We start from the raw sequence: 25,990 nt of genomic DNA, 5'->3' as shown, positions 1-25,990 counted from the left end.
ATAACATGAAATTTAGTGAAAAGTGGTTAAGAGAGTGGGTTAATCCTGCAATTGACACGCAGGCTCTTTCGGAACAGTTATCGATGGCCGGCCTTGAGGTAGATGGCGTAGAGCCCGCTGCGGCAGAATTCTCTGGCGTTGTTGTCGGTGAAGTAGTTGAATGTGGTCAGCATCCTGATGCAGATAAACTACGTGTAACTAAAATCAATGTCGGTGGCGATGAGCTATTAGATATTGTATGTGGTGCGCCAAATTGCCGTTTAGGTATCAAAGTTGCAGTAGCTATGGTTGGCGCTGTATTACCGGGCGATTTTAAAATTAAAAAAGCCAAACTACGTGGTCAACCGTCTCACGGCATGCTGTGTGCATTCGTGGAGTTGGGTATTAGCGAAGAAGGCGACGGTATCATGGAGTTGCCACTTGATGCACCTGTTGGCACAGACTTACGTGAATACTTAAGCCTTGATGACAACATTATTGATGTTGATTTAACCCCGAATCGTGGTGACTGTTTAGGTATTAAAGGCATCGCTCGTGAAGTGGGCGTACTTAACAGTATTGATGTTAAAGCCCTAGAAATACCAGCGGTTGCAGCAACTATTGATGATAAAGTATCAATTGAACTAGTAAACGATGAAGCCTGCCCTCGTTATTTAGGGCGTGTGATCAAAGGCATCAACCTTGACGCCACAACACCACTTTGGATGGTTGAGAAGCTTCGTCGTAGTGGCGTGCGCGCAATTGACCCTGTGGTTGATGTAACTAACTATGTGTTACTTGAACTTGGCCATCCAATGCATGCTTTTGATTTAAATGCGATTGAAGGCGGTATCAAAGTACGTAGCGCCCATGCTGGTGAAGAGCTGGTATTACTAGATGGTAATACTGCTAAGTTGAATGAATCTACCTTAGTAATAGCCGACCATAACAAAGCGCTGGCGATTGCCGGTATCTTTGGCGGTGAGCAATCAGGCGTTACCGAGCAAACAACGGATATTCTATTAGAAAGTGCGTTTTTTAATCCAGTTGCTATCGCAGGGCAAGCTCGTAGCTATGGTTTACACACAGATGCATCGCATCGTTATGAACGCGGTGTGGATTTTGCGCTGCAACATGATGCAATAGAACGTGCAACTGCGTTGTTACTTGAGATTGTAGGCGGTCAAGCAGGCCCTGTAGTTGAAGCTGTTGCAAAAGATAAGCTTCCTAAGGTCACTGAAGTGCGTCTTCGTCGTGCGCGTTTAGACCGTGTTATTGGTCATCATATTGAAGATGAGAAAGTAACCGACATTTTAACCCGTTTAGGGCTTGATGTGAAAATTGTCGATGGTGTGTGGAGTGCAGATGTACCAAGCTACCGTTTTGATATTCGTATTGAAGAAGATCTAATTGAAGAAGTTGCTCGCGTATATGGTTACAACAGTATTCCAAACGTAGCACCGACTGCTAAATTAAAAATGACCACTCATAACGAAGCCAATATTGCAGTGAGCAAATTTCGCAATACGCTAGTGACTCGTGGTTATCAAGAAGCGATCACATACAGCTTTGTTGACCCTAAAGCACAAGCTATTTTACACCCAGACAGTGACGCGCTGGTTTTGCCACATCCAATTTCGATTGAAATGTCGGCAATGCGTGTGAGCCTTATGCCAGGTTTACTGGCATCAGTAATGTATAATCAAAACCGCCAGCAGCCACGTATTCGTTTATTTGAGCATGGCCTTAAATTTCTACGTGATGAAAACGCAGAGAATGGCGTAAACCAAGTTGCAGTTATTGGTGGGGCTATTACTGGTCTGGCACATGGTGAACATTGGGTTGAAGAAAAGCGCACCGTTGATTTTTATGATTTAAAAGGTGACGTTGAAGCATTACTTTCATTAACCAATGATATAACGCGTTTTGAAATCAAAGCAGAGCAATCAGATGGCTTACATCCGGGCCAATCTGCGGTGATTTATGTTGAAGGTAAAAAGGTCGGTTTCTTTGGTGCTATTCATCCTCAAGTACAAAAATCGTTAGATATCAATAATGCGACTTATGTGTTTGAAATTGAAATGTCAGCCATTGAAAAAAGAAATTTACCAGAGGCTGTAGGGGTTTCGAAGTTCCCTTCAAACCGCCGCGACATCGCTATTTTAGTGGAAGATCAGGTGAAATCTGGCGACATTTTATCAGTGATAGAAAAAGTTGGCGGAAATCAATTGGTTGACCTAAACTTATTCGATGTGTATAAGGGCAAAGGTATTGAGCCAAATTATAAGAGTTTGGCGATTGCTCTAACACTGCAAGCGGTTGATAGAACACTCGAAGAGAAAGATATCAATCTAGTAGTTGATAACGTGGTGGCCGCACTGGCCGAACAGTTTAATGCATCGTTGAGGGACTAGATATGGCGCTTACTAAAGCCGACATAGCTGAACACCTATTTGAAAAATTGGGGATCAATAAAAAGGATGCCAAAGATTTAGTTGAAGCGTTTTTTGAAGAAATCCGCTCAGCGCTTGAAAAAGGCGAGCAGGTTAAGCTCTCTGGATTTGGTAACTTTGATCTTCGTGACAAGAAAGAAAGGCCTGGCCGTAATCCGAAAACTGGGGAAGATATCCCTATTTCGGCACGACGCGTCGTCACCTTTCGACCTGGTCAAAAGCTCAAAACTCGTGTTGAAGTTGGTACGAGCAAATAAATTAAAAAAGGCAGCGTCAGCTGCCTTTTTCTTTTCTATAAACTAAGTTTGAACACGATTAAAAATCCCGTGGTGAAACAAACTGCCCAGCTTGAATACTGTCGTAGGTTTGCTGTGCGAGGGTATCTAATCCGCTGAGACTTTTTCCTGTTGCTGTGAGTTGCTGCTCAATCGGGAATATTTCAACATTGGTTATCCCAGAAAGCTGTGCAATTTTTGCAAAAGTATAGGCATGCTTATATTTTTCCTGTTTATAAAATAAACTGATCAATGAGGTGTAAATCTCGGGGTTTGGAGTTTGTTCAGCTTTGTTTAGCTCTAACGTTTTATACAGTAAGTCTATGGTCTTATCTTCATCAAACTTAATATAATAACTGGCTAAGAAAAACTGGATTTCAGCGTCCTCAGTGACACTAGGATCGTTTTCAAGCGCAAGTAATTTAGTCAGGGCTGATTGGTCATTATTGCGAGACCAATGATAATACAACAACCCAGGGTGGTTAGTATTTTTGGTATCTTGAAATAACCGCGTCATTTCCTTGATACTGGTTAAATGTGCTTCAACGCGGGAGGTGGTTTTTTCTTTTAATTTGATATGTTCAATTTTTGCCGCCAGCGATACGCATTGATCGTATTTTTCAAAACCTTTTAATAATAAATATTTGTTATTATCAGTCGGTTGTTTGTATTCATGGTAACGCGCCATGATCACATCAGCACGTTGGGCTTTACAGTGACTATCTTTATTTAAATCATTACATAAACCTGGGGTTTCTTTACACACCTGTGCAAGTGTCAACGGTTCTTCACACCCAGTTAATGCCAACAAACTCAGTAAAACACTTGCTCTTAGTAACATCCCTTAACCTCACCTTAATAATTACCTTGTTATTCTAGCGTAATGAATTGCTCTCTAACAGTGGAGAATAAAGTTAGTTTAAATTAGAATAGCGAAGCCCACTGAGGCGTGTTGCTCTCAAAACTCAATACGTCTTATGGCTATCCGTTCAAAAATTGTTTAATTAGGTAAATAAAATGACCTCATCTCACGAGTTAGAATACACAAATAGTTGGCAAGAACGCCAAGATTACGCAGAAAGCATGCAACCTATCATTGGAAAGCTTTATCGTAATCGTGGTATTGAAATCGCGGTATATGGCCGTCCTCTCGTCAATGCCAGTACAATTGATATCATCAAATCTCACAAAACAGTGGCGCAGTTTGAAGGCACTAAACTTCGTTTACGTGAAAGCTTTCCGTTTTTAGAAGCTATTAGCAAAATGGATTTAAACTCTGCACGTATCGATATTGGTAAACTGGCTTATGGTTATTTATTTAACGATGTTGCAAATGGTCGTTCTATCGAAGAGTATTTAAACGACGAGTTAGCTGAAATTGTAAACTCACAAGCCAAAGAGCCACGCGATGTGGTGTTATATGGTTTTGGTCGTATCGGTCGTTTACTAGCGCGTTTGTTAATTGAAAAATCAGGTCCTTATGCGGATTTACGCTTACGTGCAATCGTTGTTCGTGGTGGTAAAGACGGCGACCTTGAAAAGCGTGCTAGCCTATTACGTCGTGATTCAATTCATGGTCCTTTTAATGGTTCAATCACCATTGATAAAGAACGTAATGCAATAAAAGCCAATGGTAGCTACATTCAGGTGATCTATGCTAACTCTCCAGATGAAATTGACTACACAGCATATGGTATTGAAAACGCATTGATCGTTGATAATACGGGGATCTGGAAAGATGAAGCTGGCCTTGGCTTACATTTAAAATCAAAAGGCGCTGCAAAAGTACTATTAACAGCACCGGCGAAAGGCAATATCAAAAACATCGTATATGGTGTTAATAACCACGATATCAAACCGGAAGATAAAATTGTTTGTGCAGCAAGCTGTACTACCAACGCAATCACACCAACATTAAAAGCACTTAATGATAAGTTTGGTATTAACAATGGTCACGTTGAAACAGTTCACTCGTACACTAATGACCAAAATTTGATTGATAACTACCACAAAGCAGATCGTCGTGGCCGTGCCGCAGCACTTAATATGGTGATCACTGAGACTGGCGCAGCTAAAGCCGTTTCAAAAGCATTACCAGAACTTGAAGGCAAATTAACGGGTAACGCAATCCGTGTACCTACACCGAATGTGTCTCTGGCTATTTTGAACTTAAACCTTGCGACCAGCACCACGGTTGAGGAGTTAAACTCGTTCTTACGCCATGCTGCTCTGCATTCAGAGTTACGCGACCAAATTGATTACACGGCCTCTACTGAGATTGTGTCTACCGATTTAGTCGGCAGTCGTTATGCGGGTGTGGTTGATTCAACCGCCACTATCGTTGATGACAACCGTATTGTACTTTATGTTTGGTATGATAATGAGTTTGGTTACAGCTGCCAAGTTGTGCGTTGTATGCGCGATATGGCCGAGGTTTCATTCCCAAGCTTGCCACGTTAATTGGTAATAGCTTAAAAATCTTTACAAAAAGCCAGCATTCGCTGGCTTTTTTAGTCATGAATGTTTTTTCAAAACCCAAGCCATGTGGTAGGCTGTCTCCAGTTTGCTACATTTTAATAACAATGCGCCCATTATAGTGGGCGTTATTTAATTTCTAACTAACAAGCGATAAGTTAGCGATTAATTTTTCATATATAGGTTTAATAAAATGAAAATCACCAGTAATTTTGACAGTGGCAATATCAAGGTCATTGCCGCGACCGATCCACTTAATATTCAGCTTGAGATCAATAAAGATCATTTATCTGATTTTTTTCAGTGGTTCCATTTCCGTTTAGAAACAACACCTTTTCAAAGCCATAAATTACATATCAATAACCTTGAAAATTCAGCTTACCCTGACGGCTGGGAAGGTTATCAGGCTGTTGCATCGTATGATCGCCAAACCTGGTTTCGTGTTCCTTCAAACTATGCTGATGGCACGTTATCATTTGAGATTGAGCCAGAATGTGGCTGTGTTTATTTTGCTTACTTTGCACCATATAGCTACGAGCGTCACTTAGATCTAATCACATGGGCACAAAGCCAAGAAGCCTGTCAGCTTGAAACCTTAGGTGAAACACTTGATGGCCGTGATATGAGCGTACTGCGTATTGGTGGCGAAAGTGATGAAAATAAGAAAACAATTTGGATAACAGCCCGTCAACATCCAGGCGAAACGATGGCCGAATGGTTTGTTGAAGGTGTATTACATAAGTTATTAGATGATGAAGATCCACATGCAGCAGCATTGTTATCAAAAGCGGTATTTTATATTGTACCCAATATGAATCCTGATGGTAGTGCTCGTGGGCATTTACGTACTAACGCAAAAGGAGTTAACTTAAATCGTGAATGGCAAACTCCAAGCATGGAAAATAGCCCTGAAGTATATTTAGTGCTAAATAAAATGCGTGAGACCGGTGTTGATATGCACCTTGATATTCACGGAGATGAAGCGATTCCATATAACTTTGTAGCCGGTAGTGAAGGTATCCCAAGCTATGATGCGCGCTTAAAAGACTTAGAAGACAGTTTTAAAGCGGCATTGCACATAGTGACTCCTGAGTTTCAAGATATCCACGGTTACCCGAAAGATGAGCCAGGTCAAGCCAATCTAACGGTGGGGTCATCAGCTGTTGCAGAAGAATTTAAAGCGCTTGCTTACACGGTTGAAATGCCATTTAAAGATAACGATGGTTTACCAGATCCTGATTATGGCTGGTCAGATCGCCGTTCATATCAATTTGGCCAAGACACCTTGGCTGCGATTGTTAACGTAGTAGATAAATTAAGATAACGTGTTTGTTACTAAGGGCATCATTCATATCGATGCCCTTAGTTTTTTTTATCGCGATGAATGGCATTAGCGACGCTAATAAAGCGATGATATTTGCTTAATGTGTTACTTAAATCTTTTCCAAGCTCTGTTCGAGTCGTATCTTTAAGTTACCTACATAAAACCATGTAGGGTTAATTAAATTTTAAAAGTAGTTATTTTGAAAATTAAGTGTTAACAAACTTAGAACGTTTAAGTTAATATTCAAAAAGTTGCAGGGGAGGTAGTAATGTTGTTACCTTATTTCCCATAGCCATATGTCGCGCATTCTGATTAGCTACAGCAGAGTATCGTAACTAGAAAATAATAAATATAACTATAGAGGATATCCATGGAAGCTTTTGTAAGCGCTGTTAATGATGTTGTTTGGAGTAACGCACTCATCTATTTATGCCTAGGCGCAGGCTTGTTCTATTCTGTATTAACCCGATTTGCTCAAGTTAGACATTTTAAAGAAATGTGCAAATTACTATTTAGCCCTAACACCTCAGATAAAGGGATCTCATCTTTTCAAGCATTGGCTGTGTCGTTATCTGGACGAGTAGGGGTTGGTAATATAGCCGGTGTAGCGGCAGCTATTGGTTTTGGTGGCCCAGGTGCTATTTTTTGGATGTGGGTTGTGGCTTTTTTAGGAGCAAGTACAGCGTACGCCGAATCAACATTAGGGCAAATTTATAAAACAGAAGAAGATGGCCAATATCGCGGCGGCCCAGCATATTATTTTGATCGCTGTTTAGAACAAAAATGGCTGGCGATTTTATTTGCCGTGTCGGCAATTATTGCATGTGGTGTTTTTCTGCCGGGCGTGCAAGCCAATGCTGTTGGCAACGCGTTTACCCAAGTGTTTGGTGATGGCACTATGGTCTCAACGAGTTTTGGTGAAGTCGGTAGCTTTAAATTGGTTGCTTTGGCAATTATTCTTATTGTTTTAGCGTTTATTATCTTCGGTGGTATTAAGCGTATTGCTAACTTTACTCAAATTGTGGTGCCATTTATGGCGTTAGGCTACATAGTATTAGCTTTAATCGTGGTATTTTTAAATATCGATAAAGTACCTGATATCTTCTCTTTAATCATAACAGATGCGTTTACCGCACAGGCCGGTTTTGGTGCCGCTATTGGTTGGGGTGTAAAACGTGGTATTTATTCTAACGAAGCTGGTCAAGGTACCGGACCGCATGCAGCTGCAGCGGCCGAAGTTGATCACCCAGCCCAACAAGGTTTAGTGCAAGCTTTTTCTGTTTATGTTGATACTATTTTTGTTTGTACTGCGACAGCATTAATGATTTTAATTACCCAGCAATACAATGTAGTGGGTGAATTACCAGCAGGGCAATTTATTGTACAAAACGTTGATGCTGCAACTGAAGTTGGTTCAGCTGCTTTCACGCAAATGGCTTTATTCAGCGTGTTTGGTGGTTTTGGTGAAGCATTTGTTGGTATTGCATTGTTCTTCTTCGCTTTTACTACAATACTTGCTTATTACTATATTGCTGAAACCAATATTGCATATTTAAATCGTTATTTTAAAGGCACTATTCCGCTTGTGATGGTGAAATTTGTGATTATGTTTATGGTGTCATATGGCATGGTAAACAGCTCTGGTTATATCTGGAGTATTGGTGACATTGGCGTGGGTTTAATGGCTTGGATAAATATATTGGGCATTTTATCAATATTCTTTGTGGCTAGACCAGCGCTATTATGTTTGCGCGATTACGAAGATCAGAAGAAAAAAGGGGGAGATATCACATTTGACCCTGTTAAGTTAGGGATCAAAAACGCTACTTTTTGGGAAAAGCGTCTCGCAAAACAATCAAAAGACTCTCAGTTATAGGATTGAGTGGCGTAATCAGAGGTGTTTTGGTTATTGTAAAAATTAGATACTCGTTGTTTTTCGGATCTCAGCTATTGGCTGCAATTGAAAAAAGACAACGACAAATAAAACACGTACAATAAAGGGCGCCGCAAGGCGCCTTTTTTATGCGTAGATTTTTATGCGAAGTATGGAGAAAGATATGGCAATTGTTCGTTGTCCTAGTTGTAATAAGTCAATATCCGATAAACACCAACAGTGCCCTCACTGTGAGAATAATGTAGCGCAGCTTGATGACGAACAACGTCAACAGCTAGCGCGCGAAAAACGCATTCAAAAACAGCAAATGTTTATGAATCACTCTTTTTTTGCTCTACTGATATTTTTAGGTGGATTCTTTAGTTTATACTTTTTACATCCAGAACCTGAAACTCCATCGTGGTACGCATGCTCCGCAGCCATTGCAATCGGTTGTATTTGGTATTTAATAAACCGCGTTATTTTAGTGACTTTAAAAAAGAAAAAATGACATGAACATCGATAATCTCGTAAAAACAATTACCCCAGAATTATTCGAACGCCTTCAGTATGGTGCAGCAACAGGTAAGTGGCCTGATGGCACGGTACTCAGTGACGAGCAAAAGCAGCAGACAGTGCAATTAGTTATGCTTTACCAAGCAAAAGTAGCGCAAACAAATGAGCAATTCACCATAGGTTCTAATGGTGAAATGGTGCAAAAAACCAAAGCACAATTGCAAAAAGAATTTACCGCAGACAACGAAATAGCAAGGTTTAGTGAAAATGATCTTTAAACACCTTTTTACCCCGAAGTGGAAGCACCCAAAGCAACAAGTACGTTTAGAGGCAATTGAAAAGCTAGATGTAGAGCGTGATGCGACGATTTTAAATGCATTAGCTCTGGAAGATAGTTCAGCAGAGATCCGTAAAAAAGCGCTTAATAAAGTCAATGATTTAGTGTTGTGGTGGCAGGCGTATAAACAAGATCAAAGTTTAAAAGAATTAGCAGAACAGCATATATCAAATGCCGTACTGAGTGATGAAAGTAACTTATCTAGCCAAATTAAAAACGAATACATAGAGCGTTTTGCTCCAGTAAAAACACTTGAAAAACTTGCATTTGCAGAAAAAGAACTACAAGTAAGAGTGAAGCTATTAAAACGCTTGGCTAATCCTAAGTTAGTTGAAAAGGCGTTTAAAGAAGGTTCAAGCGAACTACAAGTAAACCTTGTTGAGCAAGTGATCACCCATCAATTAGTGAAAAACTTAGTTAAGCATGCACATGATGAGGCAAAAGTAGCCCTTGAGACGCATATAGAAAATGAGCGTTTAGCAATTGAAATGCCATTAAAAGTACAAAATGATACTCGTGTTATCTTGGCAAAACTTAATGCATTACGTGAAAAGCAAGACTATGCGCTTGTTACTCAACAATATGGCGAACTTACTCAGCAATGGCAGGCACTTGATCTAACCTGGTTAAATCCAGAACAACGCGAGACGGTTGCAAATAAATACATCGTACTAACCGAAAAATTAAATGAGTTAGTTAGTCAATTACAAGCTGTGCATGAGCAACAACAACAACGGTTAGCTCAGCAGCAACGACAATTATTGGCGTTGGCAAATTTAGAAGCGTTAAGTGATGAAATTGAAAATGCGCTACAAGTTGGCTTAGAAACACCAGAGCAAATACAACAAGATTGGTTGGAAGCTAAAGTTGCACAAGCACAGGAAACATTGACACAAAGCGAACTGCAAGACGGCGGGCAAAAAAACCAAGTGACTGGCAGATTAACAAGTTTGTTTAAGCAAGTAGCTAAATTACCAGAGCTTAGTGAAGCGATCAGGGTTTTTAAAACTTCATTAAAAGAATTGAGCAGTATCAACACTGACGATATTGACCAAGCAAATTATGATGAGGCTAATCGCCAATTTAAGCAGACGTATAAAGCGGCGAATGCATCTCTAGCTCAGTTACCTAAGCCTTTACAAGGGCCTTTTAAAGCACAATTAAATGAGCAACAACAACGCTGGGATAAAGCTGTTGCACCTATTAGTGATAAATTAACGAAAAATCAGCAACAAGCTACTCGCAAAGGACGCGATGTTCAGCGCCTTATTGAACAAGGCCGTTTTAATGTTGCATTTGGTGTGTTTAAAGGCTTTATTGAGCTGTATGAAACGTTAACTCCAGTTAGTCAGCAAAGTCTTGAAAAAGTCAAAGCAGATCTTGAGCAGCAGTTAGAAAATGCTCGTGATTGGCAAAAGTATGCGTCTGCCCCTAAGCGTGAAGAGCTACTAACTGAAATTACCAGTTTGCTCAATCAACCTTGCACAGATCCCAAGGCGCGTGCAAACGAAGTGAAAACATTACGTCGTCGTTGGAATGAGCTTGGGCGTTTAGATACCGAGCAAGAGCAGGCGCAAGGTAAAGAGTTTGATGACAAGATAGAGCTATTATTTGTACCATGTCGTGAACATTTTGCGCAACTAGAACAACAGCGCGAAACGACGAAACTTGAACGCGAAGCGATTATTACTCAGATGAAATCATTGGCTGATACTGATACGACGAGTGATGAGTTTGATTGGAAAGAGTTTGAAAGCCAATACAATCGTATCAATAAAGTATGGCGTAATGCTGGTAATGTAGAGCCAAAAGTATACCGTGCTTTGCAAACACAATATAAAGCGCAGCAACAGCAAGTATTCAATGCGTTGAATGCGTTTCATAAAAGCAACGCGGCAGCAAAAAATGCACTAGTTGAACAAGCACAGCAATTATCAGTAAGTGAAGACTTAGCTGATGCTTGTCAGCAGCTCAAAGAGCTGCAACAGCAGTGGCAGGGAATAGGCTTTGCGGGTGTAAAAGCTGAAAATGCATTATGGCAAAAATTCCGTCAATGCAACGATGTGACATTTGCTAAACGCAGTGAAGAGTTTGCTCAGCATAAGCAGCAACAAGCCGCCGACAACGCAGTTATCGCAGCACAACTGAGTGAACTTGAAGACGCATTACCAGCGGTTAATCAAAAAGCACAATTACTTGATTTACGCACTAAGCTAATTGCGCTTGAAGGGAGCAAAGAACTAAATAACCGCATGCAAAAGCTATTAGCTAACATTGATGGTAAATTAGCCGTGCTGACAGAGCAAGCAGCACAGGCTGATTTTAGCGCTTTATTTAGTGCGCTTGAAAACCAGCAAGCAATCCCTGCACAATGGCAAGGGGGTGCTGATACGCATTTAACCATTACACAACTGATGCTAAGAATGGAAATTCTAGCTAATGTTGCCAGTCCTGAGGGAGCACCGCGTATGGCTGAGCAGGTTGCAATGCTTGACGATAAGCATCGCGGTGAACAAGCTGATCTACATTATTACTTAAAACAGTTATTGGCTTTGGGTCAAGGTTCAGTTGATGCTGACACACTAGGACGTTTAAAAGCGGTATTTAGCATTTAAATAATCTAGGGCGCTGTAGATTAAATAAAAGCCGCCGTTGTGCGGCTTTTATTTTTATTTGGTTTTGACGATAATATTATAGTAAAGGAAAAACAATGAAGTATATTTTATTAATTAGTTGCTTATTACTCTCTGCTTGTAACACCACGAACGGCGTATCGGTTTATTCATTTACTAGCAGTGAAATTGAAACAGCACTTAACCAGCAATTACCAAAACTTAGTGAAAAAGTCAGCTTGATGGGATTACCTGTAGAGTTTAATGTGAATGATTTGAGCGTGAATGTTGGCCCTGATAATCGTGATGTAATCTTATTAGGTGCAGATTCGAGTGCTGTTATAAATGCTTTCGCACTTAAATACCCAGTGCGTTTAAAGCTGCAAATAGAAGGTGCGCCATTTTATGATAGTGAGAAAAAGGCGGTATTTTTACGGAATGTAAAATTGCTTGATTCAACTATCGACGCAGGCGGTTTTAAGGGAAACCTAGCGGTACTTGATGATGAAGCAATGAAAGTTATTAACGGATTTTTAGCTGTAAACCCAGTTTATAAACTAAATATGAATGACCCTAAGGTTGCGCTATTAAGTAAATTACCTTTAGATATGAAAGTAGAGCAGGGCGCAATTAAATTAGTACCTAGCATTTAAACTAATATTATTCAGATGGTTGAAGCCCTGCACGTACAGGGCTTTTTTGTATCTATAAGGTTATTATTAAATATTAGCACTATTACTGCGGCTTAATTTACAAGAGGAGGCATACGCTGTAAGGGCTGCTGTTTATAACCGGTCATCGAGATATAAATCAAAATAATATTTTTATTATATAGGTACAAGTTGTGTATTTAATCGACTATACTGATTGTTAGTTAATCACCATTAATTGCCTTCTTTATGGATAAAGAGCCTATTATGAAAAAATGTAACGTGATCTTCAATGCAACTCTAATAGCTGTATTCTCGGTTGTAGCTTTTGCTAATGAGCCCGATTTAAATTCTAATCCTTTTCTTGTAGAACCTTCAACACAACAGCAGGGCGCTCAGGTGTTTTCTTTTAAAGAAACGCCAATTGAACTGCACGAAAATGATAAAATTAATACAGCCCAAGATACAGGCTATTTACGGCTTGCTTTAGAGACTAAAAGCAATGGTTTTGCGTTAGTGGACACATCTCAGATCAAAGATATTGAAAAAGTGATTGCAGAGCACAAAAATGGCCATGAACTATTTCTGCGTAGTTTAAAACCTGAAATTATGGCGGCGCAATCAATCGCAGACCAAACTAATTTGTCGCAGCAATTTGCAGGCGATACAGTTAGCTTAGACAGTATCTTGTTACAGCAAGAGTTTATTACCTTTAGTAGAATGGTCGGTGGAAATTTTATTGCCGGTAGCGGCTGGGATCAGTTAACTCAGGTTGTCAAAAATGATACGTTTGGTACTGTGATTATAAAAATGTTTAGTTTTAGTCAAAGCAGTGGTGTATATATCGATGCGGACGCGGTGAATTATTATGTAAATAGCAATCCAGGGATCCTTTATGTACTTAAAGATAATAGCGATAATGTGTACACTAGTTTATCTTGGGCTGACGAAAATCAATCCTATTTCATTGGTATTGAAAAAAATATTAATGATATTGGTTTAAAATGGCGATTTGAAACGCTAATAACGTCGATGTGGTTGTATTATAAAGTGATCAAATGATTTTATGTAATTGCGAAAATATTAAACTGAACGTTCGTTTTTAAATAAAAGGATTGCATACTCTTTAGGTTAATTAAGCATGTTAAGTATATTTTTCAGCGCTGATAAAGTGAATAATAAACTACTTAACCTTAATAAATGACTATACTAATCTTATTGATTAATCCTCGTTTAAATAAAATCCTTAAAAACTGATTAATCAGCTTGGCCTATTTTAAAGAATAGGCTTATAATTTAGTTGAATCATATCTAATTTATAACTTTACAACTTAGTGAGTAAAAAATGAAAGAAGTTAAAGCTTTTATTAAATCAGCGAGTCTATCAGACTTAGAAAAAGCACAGGCATTACTTGGTGATGCGATTGCAAAATATACGCAGCAGCAGCAAGCTAAACAGGAAGTACTTGATCTGTTGAAAGAAAAAGGTCTTACTCTTGATGATCTTCAAGACGGTGCCAACGATAAACGCACAAAAGTAATGCCTAAATACCGTATTGAGTTTGAGGGTGAAATTGTTGAATGGACTGGCCGTGGTAAACGCCCTAAAGCATTCCAAGGTGTTGAACTTACCGACCACTTAGCTTAATACTGTAGGGGGTGTATACCCCCTCTTTATTTACAAAATAGTTTATTACTCCATTATTTTTTTGACCCCTTCGAAGTTGCTACTATGACGTATGTACTACGACCCTATCAACAAGAAGCGGTTGATCGCACAGTCGCTCATTTTCGTAAAACTTCAGATCCTGCTTTAATTGTATTACCTACGGGTGCAGGTAAAAGCTTGGTGATCGCTGAGTTAGCGCGAATTGCCAGAAAGAAAATTTTAGTACTTGCCCATGTCAAAGAGCTTGTTGAGCAAAATGCTGAAAAATATAAAAGCTTTGGTCTTCAGGCGAGTATTTTTTCTGCGGGTTTAAAACAAAAGTCATTGCTACATCAAGTAACGTTTGCCAGTATCCAATCGCTGTCACGCAATCTTGAGCAACTTAACGAACATTATTCGTTAGTGATCATAGATGAATGTCACCGTGTCAGTGGTGAGCAAGATAGCCAGTACCAAAAAGTGATCGTTGCGCTAAAAGCATATAATCCGCAGTTAAAAGTACTTGGACTTACCGCTACGCCTTATCGTATGGGAATGGGCTGGGTTTATTATCGTCATTATCATGGTTTTGTTCGAGGCGATAAAGCGAGTCCATTTCGAGAATGTATTTTTGAACTACCACTGCGTTATATGATCAAGCATCATTATTTGACTGCACCAAAGGAAGTGGATGCGGCGATCAGTCATTATGATTTTTCTTCTTTACAAAGTGATTCATTCGGACGCTATACAGCCGATGATATGAACCAGTTACTAGAAAAGCATAGCAGAGCAACCAAAGCTATTATGCAGCAAGTTATTCAGTACAGCGAGCAACGCCAAGGGATCATGATTTTTGCTGCGACCGTACTGCATGCAAAAGAAGTCTATGGTTATTTGCCTGAACAACAAACGGCTTTGATCACCGGGGATACTCCTAACGCTGAACGTGACCGTATTATTATGGAATTTAAGCAGCGCCGACTAAAGTATTTAGTCAATGTATCTGTGCTCACCACCGGGTTTGATGCGCCTCATGTTGATTTTATTGCTATTTTACGCCCGACAGAGTCGGTTAGTTTATACCAACAAATTGTTGGTCGAGGCCTGCGTTTAAGCGAAGGGAAAACCGAGTGTTTGGTAATTGATTATGCAGGTAATGGCTTTGACTTATTTTACCCCGAAGTAGGAAGTAAAAAAGGCGATAGTGATAACGAGCCTGTACAAGTACTTTGCCCTGGTTGTGGTTTTGCCAATATATTTTGGGGAAAAACCGATACACAAGGTAAAGTGATTGAGCATTTTGGCCGTCGCTGCCAAGGTTTACTCGAAGATGATGATGGCTCAAAAGAGCAATGTGATTACCGTTTTCGCTTTAAAGAATGTGAAGCGTGTGGTGCGCAAAATGATATTGCCGCACGTCAGTGCCAGTCTTGCCATGAGGTAATGGCTGATCCTGATGATAAACTACGTGCTGCATTAAATTTAAAAGATGCATTGGTATTACGTTGCAGTGGTTTAAGTGTTGTTAGCCTCGCAAATAACGAACATATTATTAAAGTTACTTATTATGATGAAGATGGTGCTAGTTGCGATGAAATTTATGATTTCTCAAAGTCCGGCGCCCGTTATGCGTTTAATAAACAATTTTCTCAGCGTACTGCTAATGGTCAAACACCCACAGAATATAAGTCAGCTGGACAAGTTATTGCTGGACAGATGCAGCTTGTTGCACCGGATTTTGTTATTGCTAGAAAGAGTAAAAAATATGGCTGGAAGGTTGCCGATAAACTATTTGATTATCAAGGTAACTTTAGAAAGGCAAATCAGCTAAGCTATTAATAAGCTTAACTGATTTTAGATTTAGGCGTCGTCGCCATCCATTAATCCCCAGCCATCACCATAACCGTTATAGCCATTTGCAATACTTTCTAAATATTGCTCTGTTTGGCCAAGTAAAGTGTGATCTGGCACCATCTCGACCTGAGTTACCACTTCCCAAATACCCGTGTCTGTGCATTGCACTAATTCGGTGGCAGGGGAGAGTTCATCTTCGGCTATCGCGGTGGCAAACTTTTCGGCATCTACTTTTTGCTCAAATAAAATATAGAAATCAATTTTGTGCATCTGCGCCAAATCTATACCCGCAGCGGCGATTTCAGCTAAAAGTTGGCCATTGTCATCATCAGGAAAGTGCATTTAAAAACTCAATAAAATTATTTCAAATTAGTATCGACTATTGTAACCAAAATAAAGCACATAAGCGTACTAATTTTCACATTTGAGTTACTGCGTGAAGTCACTTCAATATGGTACTATTTCAATCATTATCGGTAAATTTTTTTTAAGTAAGGAAATTACTTGCCCAGTTGGATATTAACTCGCTTTGCGGTTGGTTTATTTTTGTTGTTTTCATTTCATGTATTTGCAGCTTCGCAAGTGGTAACTAGTTATGAAATTAATGGTATTAAGGGCGATCTTGAAAAAAACGTTGCGCTGTACTTAAAACAACTTGATGGTGAAAAAGTAACCAGCACTTTGTTAAGTCATGCAAAAAAACAAGTGGCGATTAGCTTAAAAGCACTCGGTTATTATAAACCGACCATTAAGTTAAAATATAATAATGAAACACAAACCTTAGTCGCTACCATTGAGCGTGGACCTGTAACACGAATTGCAGATGTACGTATCACTGTTCAAGGTGATGGTAAAGATGACCCTCTTCTCAAGCAAAGCATCAATAGTATTAATTTAAAGCAAGGAGATATTTTAAATCACAGCAATTATGACGCGGCGCGTAAAAAAATTGAAGGACAATTGCTTGAGTTAGGATATTTTGATGTTAAATGGCAAGCACATCAACTCGCAATTTCATTAAAGAATAACAGTGCTGAAGTGATTTTAACGATCGACACCGGTATTCGCTACCAATTTGGTGAGTTAGTTTTAGGTGAAGAAACCCAAGCAGAGAAATACATTCGTTCAATTGCAAAATTTAAGCAAGGTGAAGCTTATAAAGCAACCTTGGTTTCTGAGTATAACTTAGCGCTTTCAACCACTCCTTATTTTGCCAGCGTACGTGTTTACGCTGATATTGCTAATCGTGCGAATAAGCAAGTACCCATTAGGGTTGACGTACTACATCGACCTGCCAACAGTTTTGAAATAGGTGGCGGTGTTTCTGAAAGTGAGCCTAGAGTCCGTTTTAAGTGGAGTAAACCTTGGATCACAGAAGATGGCCATTATCTTGAAAGCAACTTAAATGTGTCGCAGCCCCAACAAGATATTTCACTTGGTTACACAGTTCCTGTTGATGATCCAAATGATGATTTATGGCGTTTTTCTGTCGGTTACAAGTTAGAAGATGAGTTAACTAACGACGTTTACAGTAAAATCCTTACTGGGCAACTACAACGCCAATGGTTGACTGATGATAATTGGGTTCGTACTGCCTTTTTACGCCGCGATCGAGAAACATACCGAATTGGTGATGCAGAGCAAAGCTCAAAAATGTTAATGCCTGGGCTCAGTTACGCAAAAAAAGTCACAGAGGGAGGCACAACACCATCATCAGGATATCAATGGTTATTGTCGGCAGAGTTTGGCTTAAAGGACATGTTTTCAACTACTAATATCGTCAGAATGCAGATACAAAATGCTTGGTTGCAAACATACCTTGATCGACATCTGATTTTTTTAAAAGCAAATATTGGTGCAATGTTGGTTGATGATATTGATAAAGTACCATTTTCACTGCGTTTTTATGCTGGTGGTGATCAAAGCGTACGTGGTTTTGCATATCAATCAATATCACCTACAGATGAAGCCGGTCGTTTGATTGGTGGTAAATATCTAATTACAGGTACTGTTGAATATAATTATCAATTTGCAGAGAGTTGGCGAGCAGCCTTATTTGTAGACAGCGGTACAGCGACCAATGACTTTACTGATCGTGTCGAAGTGGGAGCTGGGTTGGGTATTCGTTATTTAACACCAGTAGGCCCTGTGAGAATTGATCACGCGTGGGGACTCACTAAAGAAAGTAAAAGTACACGATTAAGTATTACCATAGGGCCTGAAATTTAATGTCAAGAATGAAAAAAATCATCACTGTACTCACAGTGTTTCTCGCCTCGGTATTCGTGCTGGTATTTTGTTTATTATTTACAGCACCAGGTAATCAGCTGATTGCCTATACTGCAAATAAACTAGTCGATGGCTTACACATAGATATTAACAATGGCCGTTTTTTATATAACGATTCATTTGATGTGCAGTTTCAACAAGATGGCTTAGATTTTAATGCTAAAAACCTAAAACTCGACCTATATTGGTGGGGATGTGAAGGTATTTGCATCGAAAATATTAGTGCGCAGAGTATGGCACTGATATTGCCCGATATTTCACAAAATTTAGCTGATGATGAAGCGACTGTTCCAGAGCAGCCAGTTGCCAGTAGTACTGATGAGATCAGTTTACCGATAGCAATTTCGATTAAACGTATCGCAATTGCATCGTTTAAGCTTGCTCATCCCAGCGCTGATGTCACAGTGACAAAATTTGCGCTGTCAGCCTCGGCAGAGCAATCCCTTGTGACGTTAAACTCACTCTCAATTGCTCAAGTTGATGTGCTGCTCAAAGAGACTCAATCACCTCCTAGCGAACCACTAACTGCACTTGCGGCGTTACCTGACATCCATTTTAGCTCGCCGCTTGCAGCAACACTTGAGCAATTATTGGTATCGAAAGTAACGATTGTACAAGGTGAGCAAAGTCATGAAATTACAGATATTAAAGGTGCTTTCTCAATTGCAAAAAGTCAACTGATATTACCTTCATTCAGTGCTGATTATTTGCAATGGCATTTGAGTAGCCAATTGAAAGCAACCTTAGTTGATGATACGCCTGTTACGGCAAAAATAACTCTTAACAATCCAGAGCATCAGCTCAGTTTGGCTGTGGATGGTGATTTACACGATTTGCAACTAGATGTAATCACCCAAGGGCAATATCCGCTAAGTGCAAAAATAAACGCAGATTTAAAAACGATAAACTTTCCTTTTTCAGTCAATGCAAATATTACTCAGTGGCAGCTTGAAGTAGATAACAACGCTTTAGAGATTAGTGATGTGCAGTTAACTGGCAAAGGTAATGCTGATGATTATAAGTTACAGCTAATAGCACAAAGTCAGTTGGCGGCATACCCTAAGGTACAGTTAAAGTCCTCTCTTAAAGGTGGCCTAACCCAGATCCACGTCGATGACTTGTCATTGTTAGCGAACGAGAGTAAAGCCACTATTACAGCGTCTGCGCGTTGGGATGAAGGTATCCATAGTGAGTTTTCAGGGCAATTAACTCATTTGAAAGCCCAGTACCTAACAGATGCGCTAACAAGTGATCTTTCAGGGCAATTTAACGGTGTTTTCAGTGCTGAGCAGCAGCAATGGCAGCTGAAAATGACCAATACTCAGCTAGCTGGTACGCTGAACGATATACCATTTAGCTTAGCCTCAGACTTTGATTTAAATAACTCACTGTATGCAAGCATTGACAAGTTTGAGCTTGCCAGTGGTGAGAATAAACTCACATTATCTGGTGATATTACTAAGCAGTGGAATATTAAAGGGCTGTTACATTTAAATAAAGCGCAGCAAAATGAACTCGAATTTACCGGTGTTGGTGAAGGTAAGCTTGCTATAACTGGGCAACGGTTGGAGCCGATAGTCAATCTAGATGTTGGCATCAGTCATTTAAGCTTTGCTGATATTGCGATTGAACATCTAGCGCTCAAGACCGACTTTAATTATGCCGCTGATTGGCAAACCAATGTGAGTTTAAAGCTCACAGATGCGAGTGTATCTGGTCGTCATATCAACAGTTTTACTATTGCAGCAGCAGGCGATAAAGCTGATCATCAATTGCAATTTAATTTAGATGCCGCTGACGGAGAAGCTCAATTTGAAGTTGCTGGTAAATTTACTAATCAATTATGGCAAGGCCATGTCAGTGATGTAATGCTTACTGATAATGTTATTCGCGTTAGCGCACAACCGGCGGTTGCAATTGAATTTAACATCGACAATGGTGATTTTTCGGTGCAGCAACATTGCTGGCAAAGTGACAATAGCAAACTTTGCGTTGAGCAGCTTAGCCAAACTAACCAACAAGGCCAGTTTAAAGCGCAACTGGATAATTTTGACCTAGCTGAGATAAAACATTTATTACCTGAGAATATTATTACCGAAGGGGGCTTGAACGGCCAACTAAATGCGAATTGGCAAAACACTCAATTACAAACTTTAACAGCAGTAATTAGCTCACATGATTTAGCGACCACGCTTATAAATGAAGATAAACGCTATCGTTTACCAATAGAAACATTTTCGCTTAACGCCACCGCAGATCAACAAAATGCACAATTGCAGGCTCGTCTAAGCTCTAGTGTGATTGGTGATATCAGTGCTGATCTCAATACTGAAGATTTAACTGGTCAGCAATTGCTTCGTGGTCAACTTATGATTGATAAGATTTTATTAACCGATTTACAGCCTTTTATGGGTACTCTAGAGCAATTAAAAGGCAGTATTAGCGGGCAAATTGCGTTAGCTGGCTCGCTCAGTGCGCCATTGTTAAATGGTGAACTTGAGATTTCCGACGTGAATTTACAAGGCGAGCAACTTCCAGTTGCGATTGTGGATTCAAATATTAGTATCGCATTTGATAAAACCAAAGCCACCTTGGAAGGGAAGTTAAAAGATGCTGAAGGCGGTGAATTAGCACTGATCGGTGATATTGATTGGCAAGGAACTCAGCCTGCAGTTAACTTAGCGGTACTTGGTGAGCAGTTTTACGTGCGTGCGCAGCAAGGAGTGATTTTTAAGATCTCCCCAGACCTAAAAATAAGTTTAGTTGATAATGCTTTTAAACTAGCAGGGCAAGTGGTTGTCCCGTATGGTCGAATAGAAATAGAAGAGTTACCAGAAGGCGCTGTGCGAGTCAGTGATGATGAGATTATTATTGATAAGCAGACCAAGCAAACGCAAGCTGTGCCTTTTGATTACGATATAAACTTAAAGCTAATTGTTGAAAACGATGTGCGTATAAAATCTTTTGGTCTGGAGTCAAAAATTGAAGGTGATTTAGCGATTAAAATGGATCAACAAACGCCAATGATCACCACCGGTGAATTGAACTTACGACAAGGTACATATCGTTCATTTGGTCAAGATTTGATAATTCGTACCGGGCAAATTGGTTTTAGTGGCCCAATTGATAAGCCGTACTTAAATATTAAAGCGATCCGTAATCCAGACAATACTGCTAATGATGTTATTGCCGGGATCACTTTAACAGGCAATATCGATCAGCCTGTATTCAAAGTGTTCTCTGAACCAGCAATGGATCAAGCACAATCACTCGCTTACTTGTTAAATGGTCAACCACTAGGTGAAGGTGATAGCTCAACCGATGCGATGTTAACTCAGTTGTTGCTAGCACAAGGGGTGAGCCGTAGTGAAGGAATGGTTTCTAAAGTTGGTGAAACGTTTGGTTTATCTGATGTGAGTTTGAGCTCTAAGGGGAGCGGCGAAGAGACCAAAGTTGAAATTTCGGGTTACGTTGCGCCAGGCATTCAAGTGAAATACAGTGTGGGGATTTTTGACTCCCTCAGTGAAGTGGCAGTACGCTATCAGTTACTGTCGCAGTTATACATTGAAATCACCAGTGGCCTGTATCAAAATGTTGATATTCTTTATAAATTCGATTTAGATTAGTGGTAATGATACGTTGAGAAAACTAATGTTAGTTTACTTATTGTGTTCTTTTAGTGGGTACGCTAATACGCAATTAAGTGTACGTTACTCGGCAGGAAGCCATCCTTATTCTGCTGAGTTACTCGCACTGGTATTAAGTAAGTCTGCTATCACTATTGTGCCAGTTGAAGTACCTAGTATTCCATCGCAAACCAGAGCAATACGCTTGTTAGGCGATAAAAATGGTATTGATGTGTTTTGGGGGGTAACAAGCGCGAAATGGGAAAAACAAGCCAAAGCCATTTTGATCCCCATAGATAAAGGTTTACTGGGTTATCGTATTCCTTTAGTGCATGTTAGTAACAAAAATATGTTTGCAGAAGTTACGCATTCAGGACAGTTGCGTTCATTTCTATTTGGGTTAAGGCAAGATTGGCCTGACTCAGCTATTTTCGAACGCAATGAGTTATCTACGCTAAGGTATGGCATGGGGGCTAAGCCAATAGAAATGCTTCGTACTGGGCATATTGATGCACTTGCGTACGATATATTTGATGTGTCGAAAAATTACGGCAATGATGTTATTCACGATCAGCATATTGCTATTCGTTACCCATCCGCAGTGTACTTTTTTGTCGCAAATAATAATGAAACATTACATAAACTCCTTCAAGATGGACTATTGGCTGCGATCGCTGATGGATCTTTTGATGCGTTATTTTATCAGTATTTTGCCGCAGCTATTGCGCAAGCTAATTTAAAAAATCGTCGAATTATTGAGCTCATTAATCCCTTGTTGCCGCGCAGTGCGCCGATTCAGCAACAACAATTTTGGCTTGATAAAAAAACCTTAACCCAATAATGTAGCACCACTAATAATAAAAAAAGTTGTGGGATATGTTGAAAAAATCATGCTTAGCTGCAGTTGCGTTAATCTTGAGTCAAACAAGCGTGGCAAACACGGTTGAACAACCAACAGTCAGTGGCGTAATGAGTAATGTCAGCGCATCAGAATGGCGAATGGTAGATACTGATAATATCATTAAAATTACTCTACCTTCGGGCGCGGCGTATATTGAACTTAATCCATTACTTGCACCAAAACACACACAGAATATAAAAAAACTTGCTCGTGAAGGCTTTTATAGAGGTTTGAGTGTTTACCGTTTTGTGGAAGGTTTTGTAGCCCAAGGCGGTGATGCCAGTGGTAAAAAAGTAATTAACACTGCAAGTAAAGCAGTACCTGCTGAGTTTTATTTAGCGACTAAAACGGCACTTAAAATTACCGAACTGGATAGAGAAGATGGTTACGCTGCAATCACGGGGTTTTTAAATGGCTTTGCAGTGGCACAAAATGAAGCGCAAACCCAAACTTGGCAAGTACATTGTAACGGTATATTTGCGATGGCAAGGGATAATGATATTAACAGCGGTGGCACTGAGTTTTATGTCACATTAGGTCATGGACCTCGTTACTTAGATAGAAATATTACCGTATTTGGCCGGGTGCTAGAAGGCATGGCTCATTTTAATCTGCTCTCACGCATAGAAACAGCAGGAGAGAAATTTAATCCAATAACGGATCTGCAAGTTTTAGCTGATATAAGCAAAGAGGACCGCAGTCAATTTAAGGTGCTAAAAACAGATTCTAATAGTTTTAAAATGTTGATTAAAGCGCGTCAAAATCGCAGTGAAGCATGGTTTGTAGAAACGCCTAATTATGTTGATGTATGCGGTATGTCAATACCAACTAAAAGAGTTAGTGAGCTAGAAAGTTAGCGAGTTGAAAATTAACCCCGAGCGGGCTCGGGGTTCTATACAATAAAATGACTATTATTGGCGGTTTATTTTCACGTTAAATGGTATTGTATCGTGATCTGTGGATCGATATGGGTTGATATCAAGGCCACCACGTCGGGTGTAACGGGCATAAACTTCAAGCTTGGTAATCTTCAATTGCGTGATTAAGTCACAATAAATACGCTCAACACATTGCTCATGAAACTCATTATGAGTACGAAAAGAAATCAAATACCGCAATAAAGACTCTTTACATACTTGCTCACCGGTATAGCGAATAATAATACTCGCCCAGTCAGGTTGTGAGGTGATCAAGCAATTAGATTTTAATAAGTGACTGTGCAGTGTTTCAGTCACTGTATTTGTCGCGACCGATTGTAAAGAGTTAGCATGTAAATGGTAGTTATCAATTTCAATGTCTAAGTCGTCAATGCACTCACCAGGCAACGGCGTACAGGGTAAACAGTTATAATCACTCGGGCTGTACAAAGTAACATTGACGGGCTTTGCTACTGCTGTCGATAGATCCGCAGTTAGAATAGCCTGTACGTCATCAATTGAATCAAAACGGCTTTGATTAAAGCTATTTAAATATAACTTAAAAGACTTTGATTCAATGATATGGCTACTTTGACAAGGAAATTCAAAGGTGGCCACGGCAACCACAGGTTTACCTTTTGCGTTTAACCACGATAGCTCATAGCCAGTCCAAAGATCTTGACCCTTAAAGGGTAAGGCACTTTCATCAATATTTAAATCATCGCGGTTAAGTTTACGTGCGATCGGAAACAATAAGCTCGGTGTGTAGGTATCTACATACTCGGTTGATTGGCCAAGTACGCTGCCTTTTAGTTCAGGTGAATTGCTGTAATCTGTCATGTTACGTCTTTTATAGTTACAATAGCGCCATTATACCTAAAGCTTATGAGTTTCACAGTATGAGTATTGCTACAGAATTAGAACAACTTCATCAACGATTTGCCCAGCGCCAGTTAGAGCAAACAGATTCATTACCATGTATTGAGCACGACAGTGATTGGTCAAGCCCTTGTGAGGTTGGCAGTGCGGATGCAAATGGTATGATCCAATGGCAGGCGACGCGTCGCAGTCCTACAGGCTCTTTAACTGATTTAGCAGCAGCCCTTGAGGTTGAGTTTCCACAAGCACTGAATGAGTATTATGGCGCGTTTTTCGCAGGAGCAATTACTGCCAAAATAAACCAACATAGCGTGGAGTTACTGCAAGCTTGGAATGAAGATGACTTTGATTTACTGCAGCAAAATATAACCGGGCATGTATTGATGAAGCGTAAGCTTAAGCAAGAGCCAACGGTATTTATAGGCTTAACGGATCAAGACGATTTATTAGTATCAGTATTAATTTCTTCAGGTGAAGTATGTTTGGAGTATGTCGGAAAGAAACCGCATCATACCTTAGCGGCTAATCTTGGAGAGTTTATTGCAGCACTTGAAATATAACAATGCTAAAAAAGGGAACTGCAGTTCCCTTTTGTTTTTATTACTGAAAATCCCACGATATATTAGACACTAAACCACATGGTTCACACCTAAAATCAAATAAGCCAAACCATGATTCAGGTAACTTCCAATCGTTATTACAGCCTGGGCATTTACGTTCAAGCTCAGATGCTTTGTCTTTGCCACCAACCCGATACAAATAATAATAAACTGGCTTTTTAGTTAAAAAGCTAACACGTTTGGCAATATCTTTACCGCGACGAGAAAGATCGCTATCAATGTTTGATATTTCATCTAATGCAGGAAATTCACAACGTGTTGCACCATTAATTTGAATTTGGTCGCAAGCTTGCCAGTCTTCTTGCCATTTTATTAAAGTTTTATAATCACCATTGGCAATAGCGGGTATTTTAAACAACGGAACGGGTAAAAAATCATCACCGCAATACAGCGGACTACATGTATGCACATAGGTTGTATATAAAATATAGCTGGACGGCTCATGACACTCATCTGCACCATTAGAGTGAATATCTTGGCCGATCACTTTTACTTTTGGTGCCAGCAATCCAGCGCTATGTAATTTATCAATGCTGTGTTTTACAAATGGACTGTTGTTGAGCGGGTGCATTGCATCATCAGTGGGACACATAACACGCGTTACAAAGTAGCCATCTTTTAATACTGTTGGGAATTCTTCTCCCATTATTTGCCCATTAAAGCGCAGTGCATTAACTAAGCGGTTTATCGCTTGTTCGGCATTTTCAAGGGTCGTGTCTTGGTAACAATCAAACGTTAAATCAACAACAAACATGATGG

The 25,990-nt window shown here is 39.8% G+C and carries 21 protein-coding genes; 17 read left to right on the top strand and 4 right to left on the bottom strand.

The genetic code is table 11. From position 1 onward, the window contains the following. Positions 1 to 5 precede the first annotated feature (5 nt). Positions 6 to 2,393 carry a phenylalanine--tRNA ligase subunit beta gene (pheT, locus tag H5180_RS17010; RefSeq protein ID WP_182758682.1) on the top strand — a complete coding sequence of 796 codons (2,388 nt, stop codon included), beginning with the start codon at positions 6 to 8 and terminating at the stop codon, positions 2,391 to 2,393. Between the two features lie 2 nt (positions 2,394 to 2,395). Then, the gene (gene ihfA / locus H5180_RS17005) at positions 2,396 to 2,689 is read left to right on the top strand and encodes an integration host factor subunit alpha (protein ID WP_016707763.1); all 294 of its coding nucleotides are present in this window, start codon (positions 2,396 to 2,398) and stop codon (positions 2,687 to 2,689) included. 58 nt (positions 2,690 to 2,747) lie between these two features. On the opposite strand, the gene H5180_RS17000 is transcribed toward ihfA, so the two are convergent. Beyond that, a complete protein-coding gene (locus H5180_RS17000) occupies positions 2,748 to 3,548 on the bottom strand; it encodes a DUF2989 domain-containing protein (protein WP_145241594.1) in 801 nt (266 codons plus the stop codon). 176 nt (positions 3,549 to 3,724) lie between these two features. Here H5180_RS17000 and H5180_RS16995 point away from each other — a divergent pair, with 176 nt between their 5' ends. From H5180_RS16995 to H5180_RS16950, 10 genes are all read left to right on the top strand, one after another. Beyond that, positions 3,725 to 5,167: a glyceraldehyde-3-phosphate dehydrogenase gene (locus tag H5180_RS16995; protein ID WP_145241596.1), complete on the top strand. Its 1,443-nt coding sequence runs from the start codon at positions 3,725 to 3,727 to the stop codon at positions 5,165 to 5,167. 208 nt (positions 5,168 to 5,375) lie between these two features. Continuing rightward, positions 5,376 to 6,506, top strand: coding sequence for a carboxypeptidase family protein (locus H5180_RS16990; protein ID WP_182731902.1), 1,131 nt, complete (start codon positions 5,376 to 5,378; stop codon positions 6,504 to 6,506). Between the two features lie 370 nt (positions 6,507 to 6,876). Then, positions 6,877 to 8,382 (top strand): sodium:alanine symporter family protein, encoded by a 1,506-nt coding sequence (locus tag H5180_RS16985; protein WP_145241599.1) that lies wholly within the window; start codon positions 6,877 to 6,879, stop codon positions 8,380 to 8,382. A gap of 181 nt (positions 8,383 to 8,563) precedes the next feature. Further along, on the top strand, positions 8,564 to 8,890 hold the full coding sequence (locus tag H5180_RS16980; protein ID WP_149982912.1) for a hypothetical protein: 327 nt from the start codon (positions 8,564 to 8,566) through the stop codon (positions 8,888 to 8,890). A 1-nt stretch (position 8,891) separates the two neighbouring features. Then, positions 8,892 to 9,173: a YeaC family protein gene (locus H5180_RS16975; protein WP_182731903.1), complete on the top strand. Its 282-nt coding sequence runs from the start codon at positions 8,892 to 8,894 to the stop codon at positions 9,171 to 9,173. Further along, a complete protein-coding gene (locus H5180_RS16970; protein WP_182735415.1) occupies positions 9,163 to 11,847 on the top strand; it encodes a DUF349 domain-containing protein in 2,685 nt (894 codons plus the stop codon). Before H5180_RS16975 ends, H5180_RS16970 begins: the two co-directional genes overlap by 11 nt. 95 nt (positions 11,848 to 11,942) lie before the next feature. Beyond that, positions 11,943 to 12,497 (top strand): DUF1439 domain-containing protein, encoded by a 555-nt coding sequence (locus H5180_RS16965; protein WP_145241607.1) that lies wholly within the window; start codon positions 11,943 to 11,945, stop codon positions 12,495 to 12,497. Between the two features lie 264 nt (positions 12,498 to 12,761). After that, complete coding sequence (locus H5180_RS16960; RefSeq protein ID WP_182758681.1) at positions 12,762 to 13,556, top strand: hypothetical protein; 795 nt, start codon at positions 12,762 to 12,764, stop codon at positions 13,554 to 13,556. A 283-nt stretch (positions 13,557 to 13,839) separates the two neighbouring features. Further along, the gene (locus H5180_RS16955) at positions 13,840 to 14,142 is read left to right on the top strand and encodes an H-NS family nucleoid-associated regulatory protein (protein ID WP_145241611.1); all 303 of its coding nucleotides are present in this window, start codon (positions 13,840 to 13,842) and stop codon (positions 14,140 to 14,142) included. A gap of 84 nt (positions 14,143 to 14,226) precedes the next feature. Continuing rightward, entirely contained in the window at positions 14,227 to 15,984 is a 1,758-nt protein-coding gene (locus H5180_RS16950; protein ID WP_182758680.1) for a DEAD/DEAH box helicase, read from the top strand. A 21-nt stretch (positions 15,985 to 16,005) separates the two neighbouring features. On the opposite strand, the gene H5180_RS16945 is transcribed toward H5180_RS16950, so the two are convergent. Further along, a complete protein-coding gene (locus H5180_RS16945) occupies positions 16,006 to 16,341 on the bottom strand; it encodes a ribonuclease E inhibitor RraB (RefSeq protein WP_182731907.1) in 336 nt (111 codons plus the stop codon). Between the two features lie 204 nt (positions 16,342 to 16,545). Between H5180_RS16945 and H5180_RS16940 the strand changes: the two genes are divergently transcribed. The 4 genes from H5180_RS16940 to H5180_RS16925 are packed head-to-tail and all read left to right on the top strand — an operon-like array spanning position 16,546 to position 23,672. Continuing rightward, positions 16,546 to 18,228 carry an autotransporter assembly complex family protein gene (locus tag H5180_RS16940; protein ID WP_259399587.1) on the top strand — a complete coding sequence of 561 codons (1,683 nt, stop codon included), beginning with the start codon at positions 16,546 to 16,548 and terminating at the stop codon, positions 18,226 to 18,228. Next, entirely contained in the window at positions 18,228 to 21,914 is a 3,687-nt protein-coding gene (locus H5180_RS16935; protein ID WP_182758678.1) for a translocation/assembly module TamB domain-containing protein, read from the top strand. The genes H5180_RS16940 and H5180_RS16935 overlap by 1 nt, the downstream gene beginning before the upstream one ends. Positions 21,915 to 21,939: 25 nt before the next feature. After that, positions 21,940 to 22,755 carry an amino acid ABC transporter substrate-binding protein gene (locus H5180_RS16930; RefSeq protein WP_145241620.1) on the top strand — a complete coding sequence of 272 codons (816 nt, stop codon included), beginning with the start codon at positions 21,940 to 21,942 and terminating at the stop codon, positions 22,753 to 22,755. A gap of 35 nt (positions 22,756 to 22,790) precedes the next feature. After that, on the top strand, positions 22,791 to 23,672 hold the full coding sequence (locus tag H5180_RS16925) for a peptidylprolyl isomerase (protein ID WP_182758677.1): 882 nt from the start codon (positions 22,791 to 22,793) through the stop codon (positions 23,670 to 23,672). 54 nt (positions 23,673 to 23,726) lie between these two features. Here H5180_RS16925 and queF read toward each other — a convergent pair whose 3' ends face one another. Continuing rightward, complete coding sequence (queF, locus tag H5180_RS16920) at positions 23,727 to 24,572, bottom strand: NADPH-dependent 7-cyano-7-deazaguanine reductase QueF (RefSeq protein ID WP_182758676.1); 846 nt, start codon at positions 24,570 to 24,572, stop codon at positions 23,727 to 23,729. A gap of 59 nt (positions 24,573 to 24,631) precedes the next feature. On the opposite strand from queF, the gene syd reads away from it, so the two are divergent. Next, positions 24,632 to 25,171 carry a SecY-interacting protein gene (gene syd, locus H5180_RS16915; RefSeq protein ID WP_182731911.1) on the top strand — a complete coding sequence of 180 codons (540 nt, stop codon included), beginning with the start codon at positions 24,632 to 24,634 and terminating at the stop codon, positions 25,169 to 25,171. 40 nt (positions 25,172 to 25,211) lie between these two features. Here syd and H5180_RS16910 read toward each other — a convergent pair whose 3' ends face one another. After that, complete coding sequence (locus tag H5180_RS16910; RefSeq protein WP_182731912.1) at positions 25,212 to 25,985, bottom strand: Zn-ribbon-containing protein; 774 nt, start codon at positions 25,983 to 25,985, stop codon at positions 25,212 to 25,214. Positions 25,986 to 25,990: the final 5 nt, after the last annotated feature.

Source organism: Pseudoalteromonas sp. SR41-4 (assembly GCF_014163985.1).
GTDB lineage: Bacteria > Pseudomonadota > Gammaproteobacteria > Enterobacterales > Alteromonadaceae > Pseudoalteromonas > Pseudoalteromonas rhizosphaerae.
This window is presented reverse-complemented; position numbering and strand designations above follow the sequence as displayed.